The organism is Leptotrichia hongkongensis (genome assembly GCF_041538065.1).
Classification (GTDB): domain Bacteria; phylum Fusobacteriota; class Fusobacteriia; order Fusobacteriales; family Leptotrichiaceae; genus Leptotrichia; species Leptotrichia hongkongensis.
Genome location: NZ_JBGORW010000003.1, coordinates 119,171 through 142,888, shown reverse-complemented (window position 1 = coordinate 142,888; position 23,718 = coordinate 119,171). Strand labels below are relative to the sequence as shown.

Annotated in this window: 20 protein-coding genes; 11 read left to right on the top strand and 9 right to left on the bottom strand. The window is 29.2% G+C overall.

The features are described 5' to 3' along the window. Nucleotides 1–158: 158 nt before the first annotated feature. From topA to asnS, 4 genes are all read right to left on the bottom strand, one after another. Entirely contained in the window at nt 159–2,555 is a 2,397-nt protein-coding gene (gene topA / locus ACEG17_RS03430; protein WP_372582561.1) for a type I DNA topoisomerase, read from the bottom strand. A gap of 363 nt (nt 2,556–2,918) precedes the next feature. Continuing rightward, entirely contained in the window at nt 2,919–4,010 is a 1,092-nt protein-coding gene (gene dprA / locus ACEG17_RS03425) for a DNA-processing protein DprA (protein ID WP_314115009.1), read from the bottom strand. A gap of 18 nt (nt 4,011–4,028) precedes the next feature. After that, a complete protein-coding gene (locus ACEG17_RS03420) occupies nt 4,029–4,718 on the bottom strand; it encodes a tetratricopeptide repeat protein (RefSeq protein WP_372582560.1) in 690 nt (229 codons plus the stop codon). Nucleotides 4,719–4,916: 198 nt separating this feature from the next. Continuing rightward, nucleotides 4,917–6,305: an asparagine--tRNA ligase gene (gene asnS / locus ACEG17_RS03415; protein WP_021743824.1), complete on the bottom strand. Its 1,389-nt coding sequence runs from the start codon at nt 6,303–6,305 to the stop codon at nt 4,917–4,919. A gap of 293 nt (nt 6,306–6,598) precedes the next feature. Here asnS and ACEG17_RS03410 point away from each other — a divergent pair, with 293 nt between their 5' ends. Next, on the top strand, nt 6,599–8,251 hold the full coding sequence (locus ACEG17_RS03410) for an OPT/YSL family transporter (protein ID WP_372582559.1): 1,653 nt from the start codon (nt 6,599–6,601) through the stop codon (nt 8,249–8,251). Nucleotides 8,252–8,384: 133 nt separating this feature from the next. Here the strand turns inward: ACEG17_RS03410 and ACEG17_RS03405 are convergent, their stop codons facing one another. After that, entirely contained in the window at nt 8,385–8,510 is a 126-nt protein-coding gene (locus tag ACEG17_RS03405; protein WP_282705129.1) for a hypothetical protein, read from the bottom strand. Between the two features lie 164 nt (nt 8,511–8,674). Here ACEG17_RS03405 and ACEG17_RS03400 point away from each other — a divergent pair, with 164 nt between their 5' ends. Genes ACEG17_RS03400 through ACEG17_RS03385 form a run of 4 tightly spaced genes read left to right on the top strand, consistent with a single transcriptional unit; the run spans nt 8,675 to nt 11,692 of the window. Next, on the top strand, nt 8,675–9,466 hold the full coding sequence (locus ACEG17_RS03400) for a type III pantothenate kinase (RefSeq protein ID WP_372582558.1): 792 nt from the start codon (nt 8,675–8,677) through the stop codon (nt 9,464–9,466). Beyond that, a complete protein-coding gene (locus ACEG17_RS03395) occupies nt 9,450–9,983 on the top strand; it encodes a hypothetical protein (RefSeq protein WP_372582557.1) in 534 nt (177 codons plus the stop codon). Before ACEG17_RS03400 ends, ACEG17_RS03395 begins: the two co-directional genes overlap by 17 nt. A 13-nt stretch (nt 9,984–9,996) precedes the next feature. After that, the gene (locus tag ACEG17_RS03390) at nt 9,997–10,908 is read left to right on the top strand and encodes an esterase/lipase family protein (protein ID WP_372582556.1); all 912 of its coding nucleotides are present in this window, start codon (nt 9,997–9,999) and stop codon (nt 10,906–10,908) included. Further along, nucleotides 10,880–11,692, top strand: coding sequence for a phospholipase D-like domain-containing protein (locus ACEG17_RS03385; RefSeq protein ID WP_372582555.1), 813 nt, complete (start codon nt 10,880–10,882; stop codon nt 11,690–11,692). Before ACEG17_RS03390 ends, ACEG17_RS03385 begins: the two co-directional genes overlap by 29 nt. Before the next feature lie 49 nt (nt 11,693–11,741). Here the strand turns inward: ACEG17_RS03385 and ACEG17_RS03380 are convergent, their stop codons facing one another. The 4 genes from ACEG17_RS03380 to pepF form a co-directional block, all read right to left on the bottom strand. Continuing rightward, nucleotides 11,742–12,110 (bottom strand): hypothetical protein, encoded by a 369-nt coding sequence (locus tag ACEG17_RS03380; protein ID WP_372582554.1) that lies wholly within the window; start codon nt 12,108–12,110, stop codon nt 11,742–11,744. A gap of 297 nt (nt 12,111–12,407) precedes the next feature. Next, entirely contained in the window at nt 12,408–12,680 is a 273-nt protein-coding gene (locus ACEG17_RS03375) for a type II toxin-antitoxin system YafQ family toxin (RefSeq protein WP_372582553.1), read from the bottom strand. Next, entirely contained in the window at nt 12,673–12,948 is a 276-nt protein-coding gene (locus ACEG17_RS03370; RefSeq protein WP_006804298.1) for a type II toxin-antitoxin system RelB/DinJ family antitoxin, read from the bottom strand. Before ACEG17_RS03370 ends, ACEG17_RS03375 begins: the two co-directional genes overlap by 8 nt. 106 nt (nt 12,949–13,054) lie before the next feature. Next, nucleotides 13,055–14,854, bottom strand: a complete 1,800-nt coding sequence (gene pepF / locus ACEG17_RS03365; protein WP_372582552.1) for an oligoendopeptidase F — start codon at nt 14,852–14,854, stop codon at nt 13,055–13,057. Between the two features lie 420 nt (nt 14,855–15,274). On the opposite strand from pepF, the gene argH reads away from it, so the two are divergent. The 6 genes from argH to ACEG17_RS03335 all read left to right on the top strand — a co-directional run bounded on the left by argH (nt 15,275) and on the right by ACEG17_RS03335 (nt 23,695). Next, nucleotides 15,275–16,654, top strand: a complete 1,380-nt coding sequence (gene argH, locus ACEG17_RS03360) for an argininosuccinate lyase (RefSeq protein ID WP_372582551.1) — start codon at nt 15,275–15,277, stop codon at nt 16,652–16,654. Between the two features lie 419 nt (nt 16,655–17,073). Further along, the gene (locus ACEG17_RS03355; protein ID WP_372582550.1) at nt 17,074–17,466 is read left to right on the top strand and encodes a GNAT family N-acetyltransferase; all 393 of its coding nucleotides are present in this window, start codon (nt 17,074–17,076) and stop codon (nt 17,464–17,466) included. 342 nt (nt 17,467–17,808) lie between these two features. Next, nucleotides 17,809–18,081 (top strand): hypothetical protein, encoded by a 273-nt coding sequence (locus ACEG17_RS03350; protein WP_372582549.1) that lies wholly within the window; start codon nt 17,809–17,811, stop codon nt 18,079–18,081. 390 nt (nt 18,082–18,471) lie between these two features. Further along, nucleotides 18,472–19,308, top strand: a complete 837-nt coding sequence (locus tag ACEG17_RS03345; protein ID WP_372582548.1) for a DNA-methyltransferase — start codon at nt 18,472–18,474, stop codon at nt 19,306–19,308. Beyond that, nucleotides 19,305–22,049: an N-6 DNA methylase gene (locus ACEG17_RS03340; RefSeq protein ID WP_372582547.1), complete on the top strand. Its 2,745-nt coding sequence runs from the start codon at nt 19,305–19,307 to the stop codon at nt 22,047–22,049. The genes ACEG17_RS03345 and ACEG17_RS03340 overlap by 4 nt, the downstream gene beginning before the upstream one ends. A 293-nt stretch (nt 22,050–22,342) precedes the next feature. Next, entirely contained in the window at nt 22,343–23,695 is a 1,353-nt protein-coding gene (locus tag ACEG17_RS03335) for a hemolysin family protein (protein WP_372582546.1), read from the top strand. The last annotated feature ends 23 nt before the right edge of the window (nt 23,696–23,718 follow it).

Here is a 23,718-nt window from a genome sequence, read left to right as displayed (position 1 = left end):
ATTCACAGCAATACAGATTAATTCTATTTTTTATTTAAAAATTATCTAAAATCGTATTTAAAATCTATAACACTCTATATTATTCATTTTTTTAGTCCGATAATAAAAAACAAAATAATTTTATACTTTAATTTTAATAAATTAATTATTTTTTCTAGCTATTTAGACTTTTTTGCTGTAGATTTTCTAGTTGCTGCTGTCTTTTTAGCCTTTGTAGATGTAGATTTTGCTTTAGCTGTTGTTTTTTTAGTTGTTTTTTTAGTTGCCTTTTTTGTAGTTTTCTTGGCTTTTTCTGCTTTTTCAGTCACTCTTGTAACTTTCCCAGTTTTTATATTTTTTATAGTCTTACATTCCGGGTATCCTGTGCAAGCCAAAAATTTTCCAAATCTTCCAGTTTTTATTTCATACGGTTTTCCGCAAAATTCACATGTTCCTGCTTCTTCTATTATTTTTCTGTCAATTTCCTGCAACCGTTTCATTTCATCGTTTATTTGCAATACTCCATCCAGCTCTATTACAGCACCTTTTTTATATTTTTGCTTCAATTCAGCTGGCAACGACATTCTTTTTTCATCTTTTTCATAATTTTCACTTTCAAGATATTCTCCAAAACGTCCAACTTTAAGCACATATCTGTTTCCATCTTCATCAAAATAATCAGTCAAAATTCCTTTTTTATTGTTTTGAAGTTTCTCTACTTCCTCTTTTACAAAAACTTCTCCTTTTTTAAGAGCTTCTGGCGATATTGCAATTCCTTTTAACGAAATTTTTTCATTTTCATTTGTTTCACTAATCAAATATTTTCCATAAAGCCCCGTTTTTAAAATCATTGGATTTCCCTCTGAATCCAGCACATCCGATACAATTCTACGATTTTTTATTTTATCAATTTCTTTCTCAAACTTGTCAATATCCTTTTCAAGCGAATCATAAAAAGTTCTCAAAAGTTGTATCCATTCAACTCTCCCTTCTTCAACCTTATCCAGTTCCTTTTCCATATTCGCCGTAAATTTCACATTCATAACATCCTTAAAGTTCTTGACAAGTTCATCCTTTACCTCGTATCCCAAATATGTTGGATGAAAACGCTTTTCAATAAGTTCAACATATTCCCTTGATTTAAGCGTTTCGACAATTGAAGCATAAGTTGATGGACGTCCAATTCCCTCTGATTCCAGTTTTTTTACAAGCGTCGCTTCGGAAAATCTTGTTGGAGGCTTTGTTATTCCTTCTTCCACATTTAATTTGTCTATTGGATGAATACTGCCTTCCTTTAATTCTGGAAAATCTCCAGTCTTAATTTCATCCTCGTCTTTAAAAATCTTGTAATATCCATCAAAAGTTACTTTATTAATAGTCCCACGAAAATTGTAATCTCCATTCACAGCGTTAATTTGCATCTGCTCATACTGCATAGCTGCAAACTGTGAAACTAGAAATCTATCCCAAATCAATTTATACAATCTGTACTGATCATTAGTCAAATAAGCTTTTATATTATCTGGGACTAAGTTAATATCAGATGGACGGATTCCCTCGTGGGCATCCTGAACATTTGATTTTGAATTTTTTACAATATATTTTCCAACGTATTTTTCACCATAATTTTTTGTAATATAATCTTTTGCCATATTTAGGGCATCAACAGAAATTCTTGTAGAATCTGTTCTCATATATGTTATTAGCCCTTTATTTTCGCCATTAATTGCAAGTCCTTCATAAAGCTGCTGTGCAATTCTCATCGTTTTGCTTGCACCGTAACCAAGATATGATGAAGCAAGCTGCTGCAGTGTACTTGTCTTAAATACAAGTGGCGGTCTTTGTGATTTTTTCTTAACTTCTATTTTTTCAAGCGTCAATGCTTCATTTTTCAAATCTTTTTTCAGTTTTTTTACAACTTTTTCATCAAAGATTTTATCCACTTTTTCATCTGCAATTTTTACTAAATTAAGATTAATATCTTTTTCAATTAATGCACTTACTTCCCAATATTTTTGGGGTACAAACGCATTTATCTCATCTTCCAGGTCACAAATCAGCTTTAATGCAACTGACTGTACACGACCAGCACTGGCGTTACGATTAATTATTTTCCATAAAAGCGGACTTATCTTATATCCCACAATTCTATCCAATAGTCTTCTAGCCTGCTGTGCATTCACAAGGTTATCATTAATATCTCTTGGATTTTTAATCGCATTATTTACAGCCGTCTTTGTTATCTCGTTAAATTCTATCCTTTTTACCTTGTCAGGCTGCTTAATATAATTAGAAATATGCCAAGCAATCGCTTCCCCTTCCCTATCCTGATCTGATGCCAGGTAAACAGCGTTTGCACTTTTCGCTTTTTCCTTTAATTTCTTTAAAACCTCACCTTTCCCTTTTATAACCTTATATTGAGGCTCAAAATTATTTTCCACATCTATTCCAATTTTCGTTTTTGGTAAATCAATCACATGTCCGTAAGATGCAACAACTTCATAATTCCTACCAAGTATCTTTTCGATAGTTTTTGCCTTCGACGGTGACTCAACAATAACTAACTTTCTAGCCAACTTTATTTTCTCCTTATTTCTTTATCTATTTAATATATTTTTATTTTTAAATTATTTTGATTAATAATTACTTTTCTTACTTTATTCATATTAGTTTTTAAGCAGGGAGAACAAACGCCCTCTCCCTGCACCCACGCTCTACGCAAAACTTTCTTATAAAAGAAAAATAGAACTCGCTTTTGAATATAAATTATTCTTAATTGAACAATTTTATTTAATTTAAAATCTATTCCAAAAGCTCAAACAGCTATTTTTCTTCTAACGAAATTTTGCTTATTATTTTTATTACAATTGGTATTACTGAATTAAAAATACTTAGACAATCGCAAGATGCAAGGGTGTAGTACTGTTCTCTTACTTTAATTACACTATCCTTATGTACTTTGCCCCGTTTGTTTCTGTAATTAATCCTCTAATTTTTAGGCTCATAATTATTGAAAACAATTTATTTTTTTCGATTTTTTCTTTTACGCTTTGCAGTATTTGCTCAAAACTTACTTCTTCCATTATTGTTTCGAATACAATTTGTTCTTCTTCTGTTAATTTTTGTAATTTACTTTTTTCTTTACGAATATCCCATAGGAATTCTTCAGCAATGTCATCTGCACTTGTTACTAATTTTGCTTTGTTGTTTTTTATTAGATTATTACAACCTTCAAATGAAGGATAGTTAATGAATCCTGGTACAGCAAAAATTTCACGATTCATACTAAATCCTAATTCTGCTGTAATTAATGCACCACCTTTTTTGAAACTTTCGGCTACTAGGACTCCATCTGACATTCCTGCTATAATTCGGTTTCTTCTAGGAAAAGTCCACCTTGTAGGCTGTGTTCCTAGCGGATATTCGCTTATGATTGTACCTGTTTCTGATATTCTTTCCCATAGATTACGATTTTCATAAGGATATACAACATCCAGTCCTGTTCCTACTACTGCGACAACTTCAATTTCCTTATCAAGTGCAGTTTTTAAGGCGATTGTGTCAATTCCGTCTGCCAGTCCGCTGATTAGAGTTACATCATAGTTTACTAGCTCATTTACTATTTTCTCGCAGGCAGTTTTTCCAAATTTTGTTGCTCTTCTCGTGCCTACAACTGCGATATTTCGTCTATTGTCTACTGAAATTTTATCTTTATCCATTTTTATTTTGTCGTAATCTTTTAATTTTTTTCCTTTCAAATATAAAAAAACTGGAAAATCTTTTATTTCCTTTAGTTTTTTCGGATATTCCTTATCATTTGCACTTATTATTCTTACTCTGTTTCGTTCGTAAAGTTCCAGTCTTGCCTTCAAATCAATTTTCATTGCTTCTTCCAATTGATTTTTCAGCTCATCGTTAAACAATTTAAAATTTTCTTCATAAAATAATTCTTCAAAATCTTGAAAAATTAACATAAGTTTTTTTATATGAGCATTTTTCATCCCATATTCCTTTAATCTAAGCCATTCCACAATAATCCCCCCTAATTTTTATCTTGAACCGGCTAATATTTCATTTAATACTGCGATTTCTTTTTTTACTTCATCATCAGAATGTTTTGAATTATAGTCTTTCAAATATCCTAACGCTTTTGAAAAATCCCCTTTTGATTTATAGGCAATGCCTATTCCCAATTTTGCTTCCGCCTGATTTTCATCCTGCGATAATATTCTAGTATAGTAATCAATTGACTTGTCATTATCTCCCATTAGTCGTGAACCAATAGCAATTACATACATTACAGGAATATCAGGTGCTTCATCCTTTAATGCCAAATTTACTGCTTTTTCGTAAAGTCCGTCACGAAAGTAAAGCTGTGCCATTCTGAATGTAGCTGATGAACTTTTTTTAGCAAGTGTAGCATTTTCATAATTTGCATAGGAATTGTATTTTGCCTCAGTTGATATGTCTTCAGTCTGTGTTGCGGGCATAGTTCCTGTGTCAACTGTATTTTTTTCCTCTTTAGGCTTGTCTTTTTCATTTCCTTGTTCAAGTGCTTTTTTTGTATTGTCATCAGCTTCGGTTGTTGGTGGAACTACTGGCGTTCTTTCTTCTTCAATAGTTGTTGCATCTCCACCATTATTGGTTCCTATTTTTTCTGCAATATAGTAGTTTGCCTTTACTATAGTTGCAAAAGAAAGGATTAATATTCCCATCATTATTCGTCTTAGTTTCTCCATTTTCCCTCCTGACTGTATAATTTTAATATTATATAACATCTAAAATCAAGTAAAATTTATTTATTCAAAAATTTTAATTTCAGAATTTCAAGTATTTTCACTTAAATTATATACAAAAGACATGCCTCTTATATTGGACTTTTCTTTGAATATAATTTTAATATTTGTCAAGCTGAATTTGAGGAATCGAAGATTAAATTAGAATTCCAAATTTTTAGTTGTTCTTGGAAATGGAATTACATCTCTTATATTAGTCATTCCAGTAATGTACATAAGCATTCTGTCAAACCCAAGTCCAAATCCTGAATGTGGCACACTTCCATATTTTCTAAGGTCTAAGTACCACCAGTAATCTTCTTCTTTTAATCCCATTTCATGAATTTTTCCTAAAAGAACATCATAATCATCTTCTCTTTGGCTTCCACCTACAATTTCTCCAATTCCTGGTGCCAATAAATCAACTGCTCTTACAGTTTTCCCATCTTCATTTAACTTCATATAAAACGCTTTTATATCTTTTGGATAATCAGTTACAAATACAGGTTTTTTAAAGTGTTTTTCTGCCAAGTATCTTTCATGTTCAGTTTGCAGGTCAATTCCCCATTCTACTTCATACTCAAATTTCTGTTTTGAATTTTTCAAAATTTCAATTGCTTCTGTATAAGTAATTCTCCCAAATTCATTGTTTACTAAAGTATCAAGCCTATTAAATAAGTCCTTGTCTACAAATTGGTTGAAGAATTCCATTTCTTCCTTAGCATTTTCTCTTACATAGTTTACAATATATTTTATCATTTCTTCAATAATATCCATATTTACATCCAAATCTGCAAATGCAATTTCAGGCTCCATCATCCAAAATTCTGCAGCATGTTTTGGAGTATTAGATTTTTCAGCTCTAAATGTAGGTCCGAAAGTATATGTATTTTTAAACGCTGTTGCAAATGTTTCAACATTTAACTGTCCACTTACTGTAAGATTTGCCTCTTTTCCGAAGAAATCCTGCTTAAAGTCAATACTTCCATTTTCAGTTTTCGGAACATTGTTTATATCAAGTGTTGTAAGTCTAAACATTTCTCCAGCACCTTCAGCATCACTTCCAGTAATTATAGGCGTTTGAACGTACACGAAGTTTTTTTCCTGAAAAAATTTATGAATTGCATAAGATAAAATTGAACGCACTCTGAATGTTGCAAAAAAAGCATTAGTTCTAGGACGTAAATGTGCAATTGTTCTCAAAAATTCAAAACTATGTCTTTTATTTTGCAATGGATAATTTGAATCAGCTTTTTGGTAAACAGAAATTTTTGTTGCTTTAATTTCGTAAGCTTGTCCCTTTCCTAATGATTCAACTACAATTCCTGTAACTTTAACAGAAGTAGAAATTGTAAGTTTAGAAATTTCCTCAAAATTTTCCAATTCTTCATCAAATACAACTTGTATTCCAGTAAAGAAAGTTCCATCATTCAGTTCGATAAATCCGAAGTTCTTTTGGCTTCTAATTTTTTTTACCCATCCATTAATTTCAATTTCTTTACCTAGATACTCCTTCGTATTTTTTTGAAGTTCTCTTAATTCTAATAACATTTATTAATTCTCCTTTTCCTAAAAATTATTTTTTATTCTATTTTTTTATTTATCTCTATATTTTCACATTATAGCATAATTTACCATATATTTTAATAACAAATTCAAAAATTTATTATATTTTCCTTTAAATAAAAATTTAAAAAGAAATATTCGTTAAAAATTTTGAACAATTTCTCTATTTTTTATTTTATTATACTACTTTTTTCAGTCTATCGCTATTTCTAAAATTTAATTGACAAATAACCCAAAAATGAAGTAAAATTTTAACAAATACTACAGGAGGAAACTTAATGGCAAAAACAAAAAAAACAAGAACTAGAACTAAAAATAATGAAATAAATATAACATTTTCAGCAATTTTTACAGGAATTATCGGAGCAGTCCTAGTATCTGCAAGTTCCTTTTACATCGTGCTGAAATTTGGAGCATTACCATGGCCTACAATAATGGTTACACTTTTATCTATGATGACTCTAAATTTCTTTAAAAAGGCTAATAATAAAGAGATTACAATTACACATACAATTATGAGTGCTGGATCAATGGTGGCTGGCGGAGTCGCTTTCACAATGCCTGCTTATCTTATTTTAGGCGGAAAGCTTACGGATATTAATCAGCAGCTGTTATTTTTGACTATTTTGATTGGAAGTATTGCTGGAGCATTTTTATCGTATATTTTTCGTACAAAGCTGATTGAAGAGGAAAAATTGGAATTTCCAATCGGAGAAGCGGCATATAACCTTGTAAATTCTGGAAAAAATACAGGAAGTATCCGTTATGTCGGTTTTGGGACATTATTTAGCTCTATTGTTGCTCTCTTGCGTGATTTTAATTTTTCAAAAGGAAAAGCTCCTATTATTCCAGCATTAGTTTCACTAAAAAATGTGCCTTTCAGCTTTTATGTTTCGCCTCTTTTAGTCGGAATCGGGTATGTGCTTGGATTTTTAAATACATTTGTCTGGTTTTTAGGTGGCGCTGCTGTTATTTTTGTTGGGGAACCGCTTGCAAAAATGTTTAAAATTGCTGATTTTCCCATTATGAAAAATAGTTTTGGAATGGGATTTATGATTGGAATTGGAATTGCTGTAATTTTGAAAATTATTTTTTCAAATAAATCAAAGAATAATTCTGAAAATAGAAGTATCATTACCAAATTATTTATTTTATCAGCCGTTTCGATAATTGTAATAATTTTTATTTATAAACTTCCTATATTTCTTGCGTTAGTTTTAGTCCTAATCTCGATTTTATGCACAATAATTGCAGGTTATTCGACTGGAAAGACTGGAGTTAATCCAATGGAAATTTACGCCATAATCACAATTCTAGTAATTTCATTTTTAAATAAAATGTTAAATGGATTAAACATTGGCGGAATAAAATTTTCTACAAACTTAAACACTCTGACGTTATTTTTACTGGCTTGCATTATAGCAGTAGCATGCGGACTTTCTGGCGATATTCTAAACGATTTTAAATCAGGATATAAAATGAAAGTAAATCCATCAGAACAGCTTTTTGGTGAATTAATCGGCTCAATCGCAAGTTCTTTTGTAATAACATTCTTATTTTTTGTATTTTTCAGAGTCTATAAAACTATCGGTCCAGTAGAAAATACCGATTTGATAGCATTACAAGCCTCAATTGTGGCAACAGTAATAAACGGAATTCCGTTTTTGAATATTTTCTTTATTGGACTTGTAACAGGACTGCTTTTAAGCCTATTAAATTTACCAGTTTTAACTTTTGGAATTGGAATCTATGTACCGTTTTATTTAACTTCAACTGTATTTTCAGGCGGACTTGCAAGTTTTTTTGGAAACAGAATTTCACAAAAATCTCACTCAAATCTGCTTTTAATTTCTAATGGATTAATGAGCGGAGAAGCGATTATAGGCGTTATTTTATCAATTGTTGCTTATATTAAGCTGTTTGTAAAATAAAAAAATATCTTTATATATTTAAAGTTAGACAAGATTTTGAGTTTAATCTTTTAATAAACTCATACTAAAACTCCGTTTAAAAATGAGAATAAATTTTTATAATAGGATTTTTGAATAGTTCATTCATAATCATTCAATTTTTTTCTATTTTATTTTCGTAGGATTGCTCATTGCCGCAAATCCTACAACCTATGGCTAGTCTACGACATTTTCCTGCACTGACAAAAAACTCGCTATGCTCAAACAGTTTTGTCAGCACAGAAAAATGCTCCGACGGATTAATTTATACTAAATCCTGTTTAAAAAATAAAAATTACATCTTAAATTATTTGAAAATATTGGGTTTATATCCTTTATTAGATAAGTTTATAATAAATCCGCTATTTAAAAGGGGATTAGTATCACTAACAGAAAGGAAAAATAATGATTTTAGGATTTGATATTGGAAATACACATATTATACCGATTTTTTATAATGAAAATGGTGATATTCTAGCAACTTTCAGAATACCGACACATCTGGAATTTACCGAAGATACTCTTTTTGTAATGTTAAAGGAGTTTGCAAAAAACAGCAATTTAGAAATTTCAAATATTAAAAATATTGTTGTTTCATCAGTTGTTCCAAATATTAACGAAAATTTTACAAGGCTTGGAAAAAAATATTTTAACATCAATCCAATGTTTGTAACACTTGACAATGTAGAAAATGAAATAAAAATTTTGCCAAATATGGAGCGTGGTCTCGGTGCAGACAGGATTGTAGACATTTTGGCCACAAAAAAACTGTATCCAGAAAAGGAACTTTTAATAATTGATTTTGGTACAGCCACAACTTTTGACATGATAAAAGATTCCACTTATATGGGTGGCTGCATTCTTCCTGGAATCACACTTTCAATAAATGCCTTGTTTAGCAATACCGCCGCTTTGCCAAAAATTGAATTTACCAATCCTGAAACAGTTTTGGGAATAAATACAATTTCACAAATAAATGCCGGTATCTTTTATGGAAATGTTGGTGCAATAAAGGAATTAATTTTACAATACAAAAATTCCTTTCCAAACGCTTATGTTATTGCAACTGGCGGACAGGGACAAAAAATTTCCGAATATATCGAAGAAATTGATGAATATGTAGCAAAACTTGGAGAAATGGGAATTTTTGAATTTTATAAATTACAAAGAGGAGAGAAAGATGAAAGTAAAAGTTAAATTGAATACTGTTCAATATGAATGTGAACTGGAGATAATGGAATCATATTGTAATATACCTTTTATTTCAAATAAGGAATTACAGTTTTATGTGAAATATGCTGGACTGCAAATAACTCCTAACATATTAAATCAACTTTCCGAAGAAGCCAAAAATCAAATTTATAAATATATAGGAGTTATGGATATAGTCTGGTTTGATATTGCTAAGGTCTATATAACAAACATAACAGCGTACAGTATAGAAATAGGATTTTCAGAAAATATGCAAATAATGGAAGAAATATACAGTGATTTTGATTCAAATATCCCTATAAATGAATTTGAGACTGGAATTTTATTTCCAAACCTTCCAGCAAGATTTTTATTTCAGACATTAGGAGATATTTATGTAGAATTCGATACGAATGATTTAAATATACTTGATTTTAAAATTCATGACAACATAAAAAAATTGATGTGTTCAAAAGGATTAGATGATAAATTCAAAAAGTATAATTTAAAAAACAATATTTAAAAAAGGAAATAAAATGAATAAAATAGCAAAAAATATATTAATCGGCTCAATAATTACAATAGCTGGAGCAGTTGCAACTCAAAATGTTGTTGCTGGAATTCTTTACCATGAGTACAAAATCAAGACTTACTATGAAAAAGATGACAAATCTCGAAAAAATCAGGATTTTATGGTACTTCTTCACGGTATTTACGGGAAAAGTTCGGATATGGAAAATATCGCACAAAAATTTAAGAATGATTACAGAATTATCAATATTCAGTATCCTACTACCAAGGACACTGCTGAAGAGATTGTTGAACGTTATATAAAGCCAAATATTGAGGATATTAATGGGCAAATTTATGCAGAAAATCTACATAGAAAAATAGAAAATCAGTATTATGAAATTGACGAAAATGGTAAACGAAAAGATAAAAAAAATGATGAAAATACACAAAAAAATATAAAGATTAATTTTGTTGCACACTCGATGGGAACTGGGATTTTACGATATTATTTAAAGGAAAATCCTCTTGAAAATTTAGGAAAAGTTGTATTTATTTCACCACCATCCCACGGAAGCCATCTCGCAGATGTTCCATTTGTAGACAAACTTCCATTTATGCTTGGAAAAGTCGTCCCACAATTTAGTACAAAAAAGGATAGTTTTGTAAATCAGCTTGGCGAGCCTAATTACGATTATATGATTCTGATTGGAAATAAGACAAATAATCCGCTGTATTCTATGATTATTCGTGGAAAAGACGATGGGATGGTGCCTTTGGAAACTGCAAAAATGGAATCTGATAATTTTAAAATTATTAATAACACTACTCACACGAGTATTTTGAAAGATAATCGAACAATGAAGGAGATTTCTGACTTTTTAAAAAGTCCTGATATAAAAGAAAATGATGAAAAAAAAGACAACAAAACGAACTAACTACACAACAAAAAAAACTACAAGAACAAGAAATATTCCAAAAGTTGAGCAACCTTTCTTAGAAGGGATTTCCTGTGATATCTATGTTGGAAAAAAAGCTGGCATTAGTGTACGAAATGCAATCCAAAAAGCCAAGAAATCAATCACGGTAATCTCTCCCTTTTTAAGTGGGGATATGATAACTGAAGATATTTTTAGTTCATTAAATAAAGACGTACAGGTAAATATCGTTTCAAAAGATAATGAAAAAATTTATCCTTTTTTACGAAAAAACTTATTTAAATATCATTCAATACTAGGTTTTGGAAAATTCATTCTTCTCTTTGGAAAAATTATACTAACAGCACTCTATTTAATTTTGTCAATTGCAGCACTAGAAATTTTTACACTATTTCTTTTTGATATTTCCTTTACAAAGTCTGTATTTCCAATTACAAAAAACAATCTTTTAGTTTTAACAATTTTTCTAGGAATTTTTACATTTTTTCTAAGAACAGTAATAAAAAACAACGAATTTTACTATTCATTGCGTGATAATTTTAATATTCATATTTTAAGCAAGAACTACGATCTTCACAGCAAAATCTACATAATTGACAATAAAATTGCATTTTTAGGCTCCTTAAACTTTACCGACACAGGGTTTATGCTAAATCACGAAACTTGCATAAAAACAACAGACAAAACTGCAATTAAGCACCTAAATAACGTTTATAAAGATTTACTAAAAGTAAACTCAATATCACTAAAAGAATTAAAATATAAAATTAGCAAAAAAAATTAGAGTTGTCTAGTCAACAATTTAGGCAACTCTTTTTTTTATACGATTACAATTAATCTATCGGATTATAGCTTCCGTCCCATTCCAACCCTAAACCGTTAGCATAACTAATGTTATCTGTTGCAAGTTTACCAGTTCTCTTATTTACAGTATAACTGAACAAACGTGGCTCAACATTTGGATCTCCACCGCATTTCATATTATTGCTTCGCACATCAATTTCAAATTCCTCATCAGTTTCATCAACATAAAATCTCATGCATTTTGTCCCTTGACTACCACCAAATTTATGCTTAGCTATTGAATTTTGCACAAGTCTCAAAGCTTCATTCTCACTTCTCACAGGTACAGCATTTGCCAATCCCGCACATACCAAAGAAAAAATCAAAACACCAATCTTTTTATTAAAAATTTTTTTCATCAAAACCACCTTCTCTTTCAATCTTTTTCATATAATTATACCATATTTTTTTTATAAAGCAAGGGAAATCAATCGCCATTTCCCTTGCAACCCTGGCTTGTCTAAGCATTTTTTTGAAACAAAAACGAAACTCGCTAACGCTCAAACAATCGTTTTCATTCCAAAAAAATCACGACATTGTATATTAAATTATAAAACTCTTTAAGATAAATACTTAATGATAAATTTAATTAAAAAATATTTTAATAGTTACACAGTTTTTAAACAACATAATATCATAAAAAACTCAGAACTATACTAAAACAGTTCTGAGTGTGAACCTAAACGAGATAAGGATAATACTAAAATGTCATCATAATATTTATATATTAATAGCCAATCAGGTTCTATATGGCATTCTCTGAATCCTTTGTAATTACTGATTAATGCATGATCTTTATATTTAATGTCTAATACTTTCTTTTCAGCTAAAATATCAACGATTTTAAATAATTTATTAATATCTTTTCCTTGCTTTTTGGCTAATTTCAATTCTTTCTTGAATTGTCCTGTAAATTTAATTTTATACACCAAGTGCCTCTCTCAACTCCTCTATGCTGTCATATCCCTTTACACTATCATCTCTTGCAATTCTATCAGCTTCTCTCATTGCTTCTAAAGTCACTTCGTTTGGCTCTTCTTCCAATTTCAATTCAAAAGGAATTCTATTTTCCCTAATTGCAGTTTTTAAGAACATATTTACTGCTGTTGTCATTGTCAAGCCAAATTTGTTAAACAACTCGTTCGCTTTTTCTTTTGTTTCTTTATCAACTCTAATACTTAAATTTGCATTTGCCATAACAAATACCTCCTTTTTTTCTTCATTGTATCAATTTTTAATTATATTGTCAATACAAGACCATACAAAAAATAAATATTTTCTTTTTATATATTTCAATATCTTTCTACAACTTCCCAATCTCCACTTCCAATTTATCTAATAGCAAATCAAACTGTTTTGCCACAGCCTCGATTGTTTCAATTTTTGACAAATCAACTCCTGCCTTTTTAAGCTGTTCCATTGGGAAGTCATTTCCTCCTGAGCTTAATAATTGAATGTATTTGTCTAATGTTTGTTTTTTCTCGCTTTCATCGTTTGAATTTATCATTTTTTCATATAAAATTGCTGATGAGGCAAAGCAAGTGGCGTATTGATATACGTAAAATGGTGAGTTGAAAAAGTGTGGAACTCTTGCCCAGAAAATATAGATTAAATCATCTTTTTCGATTATGTCGCCGTAATATTTGTCAAATAAGTCTTCCATAATTTTGCTCAAAACTTCCGCTGTAATCGGCTCTCCAGCTTCTGCCAGCTTGTGTGCCTGATATTCATAATCTGCTAGCAATGCCTGAAAATAAAAAGTTCCAACAATATTTCCAATTTCCTGCTCCAGTAGTGCGATTCTTTCTTTTGGATCATTGGTATTTTCCAGCATATAGTCGAGCAGTAATCTTTCGTTAAATGTGGAAGCCACTTCCGCTACGAAAATTGTGTAGTCTGCCATCGAGAAAGGCTGATTTTCGTCTGAATAAAGAGTGTGCAAAGTATGTCCCAGTTCGTGTGCCAATGTAAATACGCTGTCTAAAGTCTTGTTGTAATTTAGAAGCATATATGGATGAACTCCGTAAACTCCAGCAGAATACGCTCCCGTTCTTTTCCCTTTTGCCTCAAATACATCCAGCCAGCCTTCTGAAATCGCTTTTTTCATTTTTTCTACATAATCTTTTCCAAGTGGAGCAACTGAATTTAACACTATTTCCTTCGCATCATCATACTCATATTCCTTGTCAAATTCTATTAGGTTAATTGAGCCGTCAAAATTATAATATTTTTCAAGTTCTAAAATTTTCTTTCTCAATTTTAAATATCTTTGCAATGGTTTTGTATTATTTTTCGCCGTATTAACAAGATTTAAGTAAATTTCTTCTGGAATATTGTCACTTTCCAGATGGCTTAACAAAAATGAATCGTAATTGTAGGCTTTCTTTGAAGCAATTCCCTTTTGCAAAATTGAGTTATAAATTGCAGCAATCGTATTTTTTTTCTTTTCATAAATTGTATAAAACGTCTGAAACATCAGTTTTCTGTCTTCCTGATTTCTATTTGTAGACAAAATTTTAGAATAATTAGCAGGCGTTACATCCACTTTTTCTCCAGAACTAAGCGTAACTTGAGGCCATTCCACATCCGTAACCGTAACTTCCGAATAAATGCTTCTCGGTGCTGAAAAGAATGAACTGTAGTACGACAGCAATTTGCTTTCCTTTTCTTCCAGAATATGCTTTTGCAACCTAAATAAATTTTTCAGTCCAAATCTATAATCATCAAATTCTTTTTTTTCAATCCATTTTTCAATATTCTCACGATTATCAACCAGTTCTGAATTTACCCAGGACAATTCAGTAGAAATCTCTGCAAACAAAAACTGCACCTTCTGCAAATGCTCCACAGCCTCCTTATCCGATGAGTTCAAATCTCTCGCAAGCTGAGGATACCGATACAATTTATAAGAAATCTTATCCATCTCCTCCTGCTTTTGAAAAAACTCCAATAACTTTCCTTCATTCCCAAATTTCCCTTTAAATCCAGCCAATTTTTTTTTCAGCTCACTAACTTTCTCAAAATCCTTCTCCCAAGCTGAATAATTTTCATAAATATCCGATAAATTCCATTTATATTCCTGTTTTATTTCACTTCTTTCCATTTTATTTTTTCCTTTCTAAAATTAACTAAAGTATAGTAAAACTTATTTAAAACCAAACTCAAAAGTTATGACTATTTTACTCAAACCTTAAATTTATATAATTTTAGCAGTTTAATTTAAAATAGGTTTTAGCATATAATTAAAAAACTCATATATTGTTATGATATTATACCTTTTTTAGCAAATTTTTAAAAGATATTTTTTATAATTTATACAAATTCCAAGTTTATTTAATTTTTATTTCCTTTAAAAATTAGCTTTTATTTGATATAATGATAATAAAAAAGGATTATTGCTGTAAATATAGCAATTCTATTTTAAAATGTGAGTAAAGAGTTAGACTGGATTTATAGGTATTTTTATTGCTTTTTAAATAGATTGACTAAAAAATCCAATATATACAGGAAAGGGCTGAGAAATATGAAAAAAATGTGGGAAGGTCGATTCCATAAGGAAACTAATAAATTGTTAGAAAAATTTAATGCGTCAATTACATTTGATAAAAGAATGTATGAGGAAGATATTGCTGGAAGTATTGCACATAGCAGAATGCTTGCTAAGCAAGGGATTATTGCGAAAAATGAACAAAAAGATATTGAAAATGGGTTGCTTCAGATAAAGGATGAAATTGAAAAGGGAGAATTTGAGTTTAGAATTGAAGATGAAGATATTCATATGTCGATTGAGAAAAGGCTGACACAGATTATTGGGCCTGTGGCTGGAAAACTGCATACTGCTAGAAGCCGAAACGATCAGGTGGCTCTTGATGTGCGAATGTATGTACGAAAAGAAGCTCGTGAAATCTCAAATTTACTTGTAAAAATAGAAAATGTACTGCTAGGGCTTGCTGAAAAATATAAAAATGTTATTATTCCTGGATATACTCATTTACAAAGGGCTCAACCAATTTTATTCTCTCATCACTTGATGGCTTACTTTCAAATGTTTAAAAGGGATATTTCGAGAATTGAGGACTTTCTCAAAAGAAGTGATGAAATGCCACTTGGAGCAGGGGCATTGGCTGGAACTACATTTAATCTTGATAGACATTTTGTGGCAGAAGAGCTTGGATTTTCAAAGCCTACTGAAAATAGCCTTGATTCTGTAAGCGATAGAGATTTTATAATTGAGCTTGCAATGATTATTTCAGTAATTTCAATGCACTTGTCAAGATTTTCAGAAGAAATTATTATTTGGTGCACATCCGAATTTTCATTTATAAATCTAGATGATGCCTTTGCAACTGGCTCTTCAATTATGCCACAGAAAAAAAATCCCGACATTGCCGAACTTGTAAGAGGAAAAACAGGCAGAATTTACGGAAATCTTATGGGAATTTTAACAACAATGAAGGCACTTCCGCTAGCTTATAATAAGGATATGCAGGAGGATAAGGAAGGAATTTTTGACTCTATTGACAACATCAAATTATCCATCGAAATTTTCTACCTAATGCTTGACACAATAACAGTAAATAATGAAAAAATCTATGCTTCAATGCGAGCAGGATTCCTAAACGCAACAGATGTAGCCGATTACCTTGCAAAACACAACGTTCCATTCAGACAGGCACATAAAATCGTTGGAGAAATCGTATCCTACTGCGAAGATAAGAAAATCGCAATTGACGACATGAAACTCGAAGAATTTCATAAATTTTCTGATGTTTTCAAAGATGACATTCTTTCAGAAATCACAATCGAAAACTGCGTAAACAAGCGAAATTCATTTGGTGGAACTTCCATAAAAAATGTTGAAATGCAAATTGAAAATGGAAGGAAATTTTTAGAAACTTTATAATATTATCCCCATTTTAAAATGAGAATAAATTTTTATAATTAGGTTTCATCATCATTCAACTTTTTTATTTTTTATTTTTGTAGGATTGCTCATTGCTACAAAACCTTATCTTGCAATAAAGATTTATCCTGATAATTAAAATTGTGGCAAGATTGCTACGCAATAACCTATGGCTAGTCTCCGACATTTTTCTGCACTGACAAAAAACTCGCTATGCTCAAACAGTTTTGCCAGCACAGAAAAATGCTCCGACGGATTAGTTTATAGCAGATTCTGTTTAAAAGATAAAAATTATATCTTAAATTACTTGAAAATATTAAGTTTATATTCTTATAAATTAGAATAAAACAAGAAATTTTAAATTTTTTATTTATTAAAATTATTACATAAAAATGCAAATGAAAGGAAAAATTACTACAATGAAAGAGATTAGACTAGCACAAGAAAAAGATATTCCAAAAATAGAAAATTTACTGGAACAGATTTTATTAGTTCATCACAAAGGGCGTCTAGACATTTTCAAGGCAAATGGGAAAAAATACACAGCAAAAGAATTAACAGAAATGTTAAATGATTCAAATAAGCCAATATTCGTAGCAACAGATGAAAATGATAACGTAATTGGCTATATTTTCTGCATTTTTGAACAACAAACAAATCACAACGTCCTAACTGATATAAAAACGTTATTTATTGATGATCTTTGTGTTGATGAAAGTATTCGTGGGCAGAACATTGGAAAAAAATTGTATGATTTTGCTTTGGATTTTGCAAAAAAGGAAGGCTGTTACAATTTAACATTGGATGCTTAGGCTGATAATGCTGGAGCTGTCAGATTTTATGAAAGATTGGGAATGAAAGTTCAGAAATATGTCTTTGAAGAAATTTTGTAATTTTCTATTATTTATAATTTATAGATTGTAAAATATATTTAAGGTTGTATTTTCTATTTAACAAAGGATAACACAACTAATCTAAAATAAGATATCAAGTAATATTTTACTATGTAATATATTAAAATTATTGTTAAAATAGAATTCCAATTATGAAGTTTTATTTTTTATTATAATTATTTAATAAATACACTATAATGGTATTTATAATTGACAAAATTATATAAATATTTTATAATCAATTAAAGAAAGGAAGTGATGATGTTGAAAAATTTAATACAATTTACTAATGATAAATATAAAGTATTAAAATTTCTATATGATAATCAAATAGAAGTTAAAAATAATAAATATATTGCATTATCTCAACAAGAAATTGCTGATATTTTGCATTTTTCTAAAAATAAAACTAATAAGATAATACAAGAACTTAAAAACGATAACTTTATCAATAATTTTAATAATACTAAAGGAAAATATATTATTACTGACAATGGAAATAAGGTTATTGGTATTATTGAGAGTAATTATTAAATTCACATAGAAAGAATGTCGAATTTATAAAATGACAAAAAAATTTGGTAAAATATTGCAATTCATGAAATATAAAAAAGATTTTAATTTAGGTGATGTTATTTATAAAAACAGAAGTCCAATCTAGTAAAAAAAAGTTTTATAATAAAGATATTATCATAAATAAAAAATATGTATTTTTTAAAATAGATAAAAATATTCCATCAAACCAAATAGTAGGTAATATAATAGAGTTTTAATGAATTAAAAACTAATATTTAAATTATTTTTTATGTTATACTTAATTAGCAAAAGAAATAAATTATACATCTCTAGAAAGATAAATACAATTTGACAATTCATAAAAATTACCTAAAAATATCTACTTATAATGAAATTTAGGGGTGAAATATGATTAAAATAGATAAATTTTTAAATAATATTATTGAAGGAGATACGCTAGAAGTGATGTCTAAATTACCAGATAATTCAGTAGATATGTTATTGGTTGATTTACCCTATGGAACAACACAAAATAAATGGGATTGTATCATTCCATTAGACCGATTATGGAATGAATATAGAAGAATAGTGAAAGAAAATGGAGCTATGATTTTTACGGCTTCAGGACTTTTTTCTGCTGAATTAATGCTTTCAAATCCCAATGAATATAAATATAAAATAATTTGGGAAAAATCTAAAGCAACAAATTTTCTAAATGTAAAAAAGCAACCACTTAGAAAATTTGAAGAAATACTTGTCTTTTACAGAAAACAACCAACTTATAATCCACAAATGCGATTAGGTGATTCATATGATAAGGGAATTAGGAAGAAGCAGTTAACTGGTTCATATGGAGATTTTGAGCCTATCCATGTAAAAAGCAATGGCTATAGGTATCCTATAGATGTAGTATATTTTAAAACTGCAGAATCAGAAGGAACTGTAATACATCCGACACAAAAACCAGTTGAATTAGGTCGATATCTCATTAGAACATATTCCAATCCGGGCGATATTATTTTAGATAATACTTCAGGTAGTGGATCATTTTTAGTTTCAGCGGTGTTGGAAGGAAGAAATTTTATTGGAATTGAGAAAAATGAGCATTCAAAGTTATTTAAAAGCAAAGATATAGATTATATTAAAGAGTCAATTAAAAGAATTCAAAATGCTTATATCAATTTAACTGAAAATCAAAAGAAAACTATTCTGTGTAAAAATATACTTGAGAGGAGTAAAATATGAGACAACTAAAATCAAATGAACGAAGTGAAGCTATTGAATTAATTAAAGAATCACAATCCTTATTTGCGAAGAACGATTTTGTTTTCAAAGATGCAGGTGGTGAACAGTCATTAGGAAAAAATGGTAATAATGACAAAAGAGCAAACACTCTATTTCCAGACGTCTTATACTATAACGATGTATATCAAAATAATGTAGCTTTAGGTTGGGAATTAAAAATGCCAAATACTGATATTGATGATAATGAATTATTTAGTAATGCAGTAGATAAAGCGAACCGATTAAGAACAAATGTATTTGTACTTTGGAATTTTAAACAAGCTGTTATTTATTGTAGAAATAAAGAAAATTCTTGGAAAGAAAATAAGAAATGGGAAAAATTAATTAATATTAATACAAGAGATGATGTAAAAAAAAATCGAAAACTATGGAAAAAAAGGCTGAAATGCGTCATTATTCATCTGAATAAATTATTTATAGATAAAGTCGTTACTGATGTACCAGTATTACAATCAGCAGAAAATATTTCACAAGATATAGCTGAAATATACTCATATGAGTTATCAGACTACTATTATCAATTAGGTGATAGAAAATTAATTGCTAACATAAACAAATGGTATAATAAAGAATTAATGGAATTCAGTGCGAATAAACCCAATCGGATATCAGACTCTGAAAAAACAAGAGCTTTTGCAAAAAATACTCTACTAAATTGGATTAATAGAATTACTTTTGCAAATTTGTTGAAAAATAACCACAATGCAGTTAATAATGCATTAAAAACATTGCTTCAAAGCGAAAAATCATTTAAAGTTGTTCGAGATAACTTTAATAATGCAACTAAGATTTCTGATTTTTTTACAATTTTAAATTGTCAAGATATAGATATATGCTTGTCAGAAACTTCTGAAATGGTTATCAGACAATACAATTCATTTTTGTATAATAAAAATTTTGAAAATATAGATCAAGAAGAGTTCCAAAATACACTAGAGTCTATTATTAATCTTTCTAAAAGAGAATTAATGGGCTTGTATACAACTCCAAAAAAATTAGCGACATTATTAGTCAATTCAACTATAGAGAACATTCATTCACAAATTCTCGATCCTTGTGTTGGATCAGGAACTATTGCAAGTTCAGCACTTAAATTATTAACTAATGGGGGAAGTATTACAGAAGCTCATGAAAATATTTGGGCATCAGATAAATATCGTCTACCGTTGCAAGTGGCAAATATATCATTATCTTCAAAGGATAGTTTGAATTTACCGAATCAAGTCTTCCAAAATGATTTACTAAGTTTAAAAATTGGGAAACAAATTGAAATAACTAATCCAAAAAATGGTGAAACTATCAAAAAAAGTATTCCAGAGTTTGATTATATAATTTCAAATCTGCCTTTTATTAGAAACGAGAGAGTGAAAAATGATACCAAAGAGGAATCTCGTTTGAAAGAAATTAATAACTATTTACACTCTAAAAATATAAGAAAATTAGAATTGAAACACGATTGGTATCAGTTTGGCATAATAGGTATCGAACGTTTATTAAAGAAGCATGGAACTGCAGCAATTATAACTTCAAATTCTTGGCTAAAAACTAAAAAAAAGCAAAATTATATAAATATTCTTTTTGAGCTATTTGAAGTTGAAAAAGTAATTACTTCTTCAAGAGGACGCTGGTTTAAAAATGCTGAAGTGGTAACAGTTATACTTGTTTTAAAAAAAGGAGTTTCTTTAATTAAAAAAAATACAAAATTTATAAAAATAAATTCAGACTTAGATTTTCTAAGTAATGAAGACATTAAAAATATCTCAGATTCGTTACTAATTGATGATATTGATGAAGATAAACATCTTGAATATGTTGAATATACAAAAGATGAAATTCAGACTTTCATAAAAAATGGTTTATCCTTAAATATATTATTTCAAAATATAAAATGGTTTAATAATATTATAGATGTAACAATTTCAATGGATACCATTTTTGAAGGTAATAGAGGGACAAAATCAACTAATGATAAGTTCTTCTATGATATTTCAGATTCTGAAGGAATAGAAAAAGAATATTTATTACCCATACTAAAATCTCCTGCAAATGTACAGGGATTTTTTGCCGCTGCAGATTCAAATGCTTTTGTTGTAACAGAAAAAAGGTCAAATCTAAAACCAGGAGCTCAAGCTTATATATCAAAATTTGATAATAATCCTAAAAATGAATCACAAAGAAAATTAAATGAATGGTATCAATTTCCTACAAGAATTGTTGGAGATTTCGTAACATCAATTAATCCTGAAGAAAGGCTATTTTGGTCAAGTGTATCGCCAGATTTATTAATCAATCAGAGATTAACTGTATTTAAATTGAAAAATAAGGAAATAGATAGAACAATAGTTCATGCTTTATTAAATACATATTTTGGTCAGTTTATGATTGAAGCAACAGGATTTGGTAGAGGCTTAGGTGTTCTTGATACAACAAAAGATGGAGTACTAGATAGTATAATGTTAGACCCTAAACGACTATCAATTGAAGCAAAAAGTCAGATAATTGATGCTTGGAAAAATTTATCAAAGAAAGAAGTCCCTAAAATTTTGGATCAACTTCATAATCAAGAATGGATAGATTTTAATAAATTGGTTCTTGAAAAATATGGAAAAAGTGAGTTGTTAAATGATATTATTTCTGCACTTGAAAAAGCTGTACAAATGAGATTAAGTGTCAAAAAATAAATATTAAAACTTGATATATTCTTTTTTGTGTTTGTAGAAAAATATTATACAATATTTATTATATATTTATTATACTCAAATAAAGTATTTATCTCTTGATTATTGGAATATATAAGATTTAAGATTAAAATTTTTAAATTTTTTAAAAATATGCTATAATATGCTTAAACTCTTTAAATTAATACAAAATAAAAAGTTAGAGTTTGAATAAATAGTTACATTTTTTAAGTTTAATTTTAAAATTTGTTACTATAAAAGTTGGTAAATTTAAAAAATTTAGGAGGAAAAATAAAATGTCTGAGGGCAGTTTATTATTACAGATTGTAATAATAATAATTTTAACAGGAATTAATGCTTTCTTTTCCAGTGCGGAAATGGCGATTGTTTCGTTAAACAAAAATAAATTAAAAATATTAATTGAAGATGGAAATAAAAAAGCAATTTTACTTGACAATTTACTGCAGGAACCTAGTAAATTCCTGTCTACTATTCAAGTTGGGATTACTTTGGCAGGTTTTTTTGCATCAGCATCGGCAGCGACTGGTTTATCGCAATATTTGTCAAGTGCATTACAACCTTTGAATATCCCATACAGTAGTCAAATTTCAATGATTTTAATAACTTTTCTATTGTCATATGTTACACTTGTTTTTGGTGAACTAATTCCAAAGAGAATTGCACTTAGAAATTCAGAAAAGATTGCTTTATCATCAGTCGGAGTTGTTGTATTTATTTCAAGGTTATTTTCTCCATTTGTAAAATTTTTGACATTTTCTACAAATTTGGTACTTACAGTTTTGAAAATGAAAGAAGACAATATTGAAGAAAAAGTTTCTAAGGAGGAACTGCGTTCGCTTGTAGAAGTCGGTAAGGAACACGGTGTTATTAATGAAGCTGAACAGGAAATGATTGAGAATATTATTGAATTTGATGAAAAAATTGCACGTGAAATAATGATTCCAAGAACAAAAGTATTTTTGATTGATAAAAATATCTCAATTCATGAACTTTTTGAAAATAAGGAAATTGGAAAATATTCACGTATTCCTGTTTATGAAAATGAAGCCGACAATATTGTTGGTGTGCTATTAACCAAGGACTTGATGATGGAAGCCTACAAAAAAGGGTTTGATAACATAAAAGTTGCTGATTTACTGCAAGAAGCGTATTTCGTTCCTGAAACAAAAAATGTAAATGAACTATTTAATGAAATGCAGCTGGAGAAAAAGCATATTACTATACTGATTGATGAATACGGAGGTTTTTCGGGAATTGTTACACTTGAAGACTTGATTGAGGAAGTTATGGGAAATATTGCTGATGAATTTGATGATGAAGACTTGTCAATCCGTCAATTGTCACGAAATAAATACTTAATTAATGGAGATGTTTCCTTAAATGACCTGAATGATAACTTTCACTTTGAACTTGAATCAAAATATTATGACACTTTAAGTGGAATTTTAATCGAAAATTTGGGATATATTCCCGAAGATAATGAAAATATTGAGCCAATCACAATTAATGGTGTTGTATTCAAGCCACAGCGAGTTAAGAATAAAAAAATCGAAAAAGTCCTTATGACTTTTGACAAAGATCAGCAAGATGATGAAAAGTCTAAAAATAAATCTAATGAAGATGAATAATATTTGTAACAACATAAATAATA

Bases quoted from the DNA above. Each gene is read 5' to 3' on its own strand.
- pepF (WP_372582552.1), bottom strand. From the start codon at position 14,854: ATGGAAAGAAGTGAAATAAAACAGGAATATAAATGGAATTTATCGGAT.
- asnS (WP_021743824.1), bottom strand. From the start codon at position 6,305: ATGTTATTAGAATTAAGAGAACTTCAAAAAAATACGAAGGAGTATCTA.
- ACEG17_RS03380 (WP_372582554.1), bottom strand. From the start codon at position 12,110: ATGAAAAAAATTTTTAATAAAAAGATTGGTGTTTTGATTTTTTCTTTG.
- ACEG17_RS03340 (WP_372582547.1), top strand. From the start codon at position 19,305: ATGAGACAACTAAAATCAAATGAACGAAGTGAAGCTATTGAATTAATT.
- ACEG17_RS03370 (WP_006804298.1), bottom strand. From the start codon at position 12,948: ATGGCAAATGCAAATTTAAGTATTAGAGTTGATAAAGAAACAAAAGAA.
- ACEG17_RS03355 (WP_372582550.1), top strand. From the start codon at position 17,074: ATGAAAGAGATTAGACTAGCACAAGAAAAAGATATTCCAAAAATAGAA.
- ACEG17_RS03390 (WP_372582556.1), top strand. From the start codon at position 9,997: ATGAATAAAATAGCAAAAAATATATTAATCGGCTCAATAATTACAATA.
- argH (WP_372582551.1), top strand. From the start codon at position 15,275: ATGAAAAAAATGTGGGAAGGTCGATTCCATAAGGAAACTAATAAATTG.
- ACEG17_RS03335 (WP_372582546.1), top strand. From the start codon at position 22,343: ATGTCTGAGGGCAGTTTATTATTACAGATTGTAATAATAATAATTTTA.
- ACEG17_RS03350 (WP_372582549.1), top strand. From the start codon at position 17,809: ATGTTGAAAAATTTAATACAATTTACTAATGATAAATATAAAGTATTA.
- ACEG17_RS03400 (WP_372582558.1), top strand. From the start codon at position 8,675: ATGATTTTAGGATTTGATATTGGAAATACACATATTATACCGATTTTT.
- ACEG17_RS03345 (WP_372582548.1), top strand. From the start codon at position 18,472: ATGATTAAAATAGATAAATTTTTAAATAATATTATTGAAGGAGATACG.
- ACEG17_RS03395 (WP_372582557.1), top strand. From the start codon at position 9,450: ATGAAAGTAAAAGTTAAATTGAATACTGTTCAATATGAATGTGAACTG.
- ACEG17_RS03410 (WP_372582559.1), top strand. From the start codon at position 6,599: ATGGCAAAAACAAAAAAAACAAGAACTAGAACTAAAAATAATGAAATA.
- ACEG17_RS03420 (WP_372582560.1), bottom strand. From the start codon at position 4,718: ATGGAGAAACTAAGACGAATAATGATGGGAATATTAATCCTTTCTTTT.
- ACEG17_RS03385 (WP_372582555.1), top strand. From the start codon at position 10,880: ATGAAAAAAAAGACAACAAAACGAACTAACTACACAACAAAAAAAACT.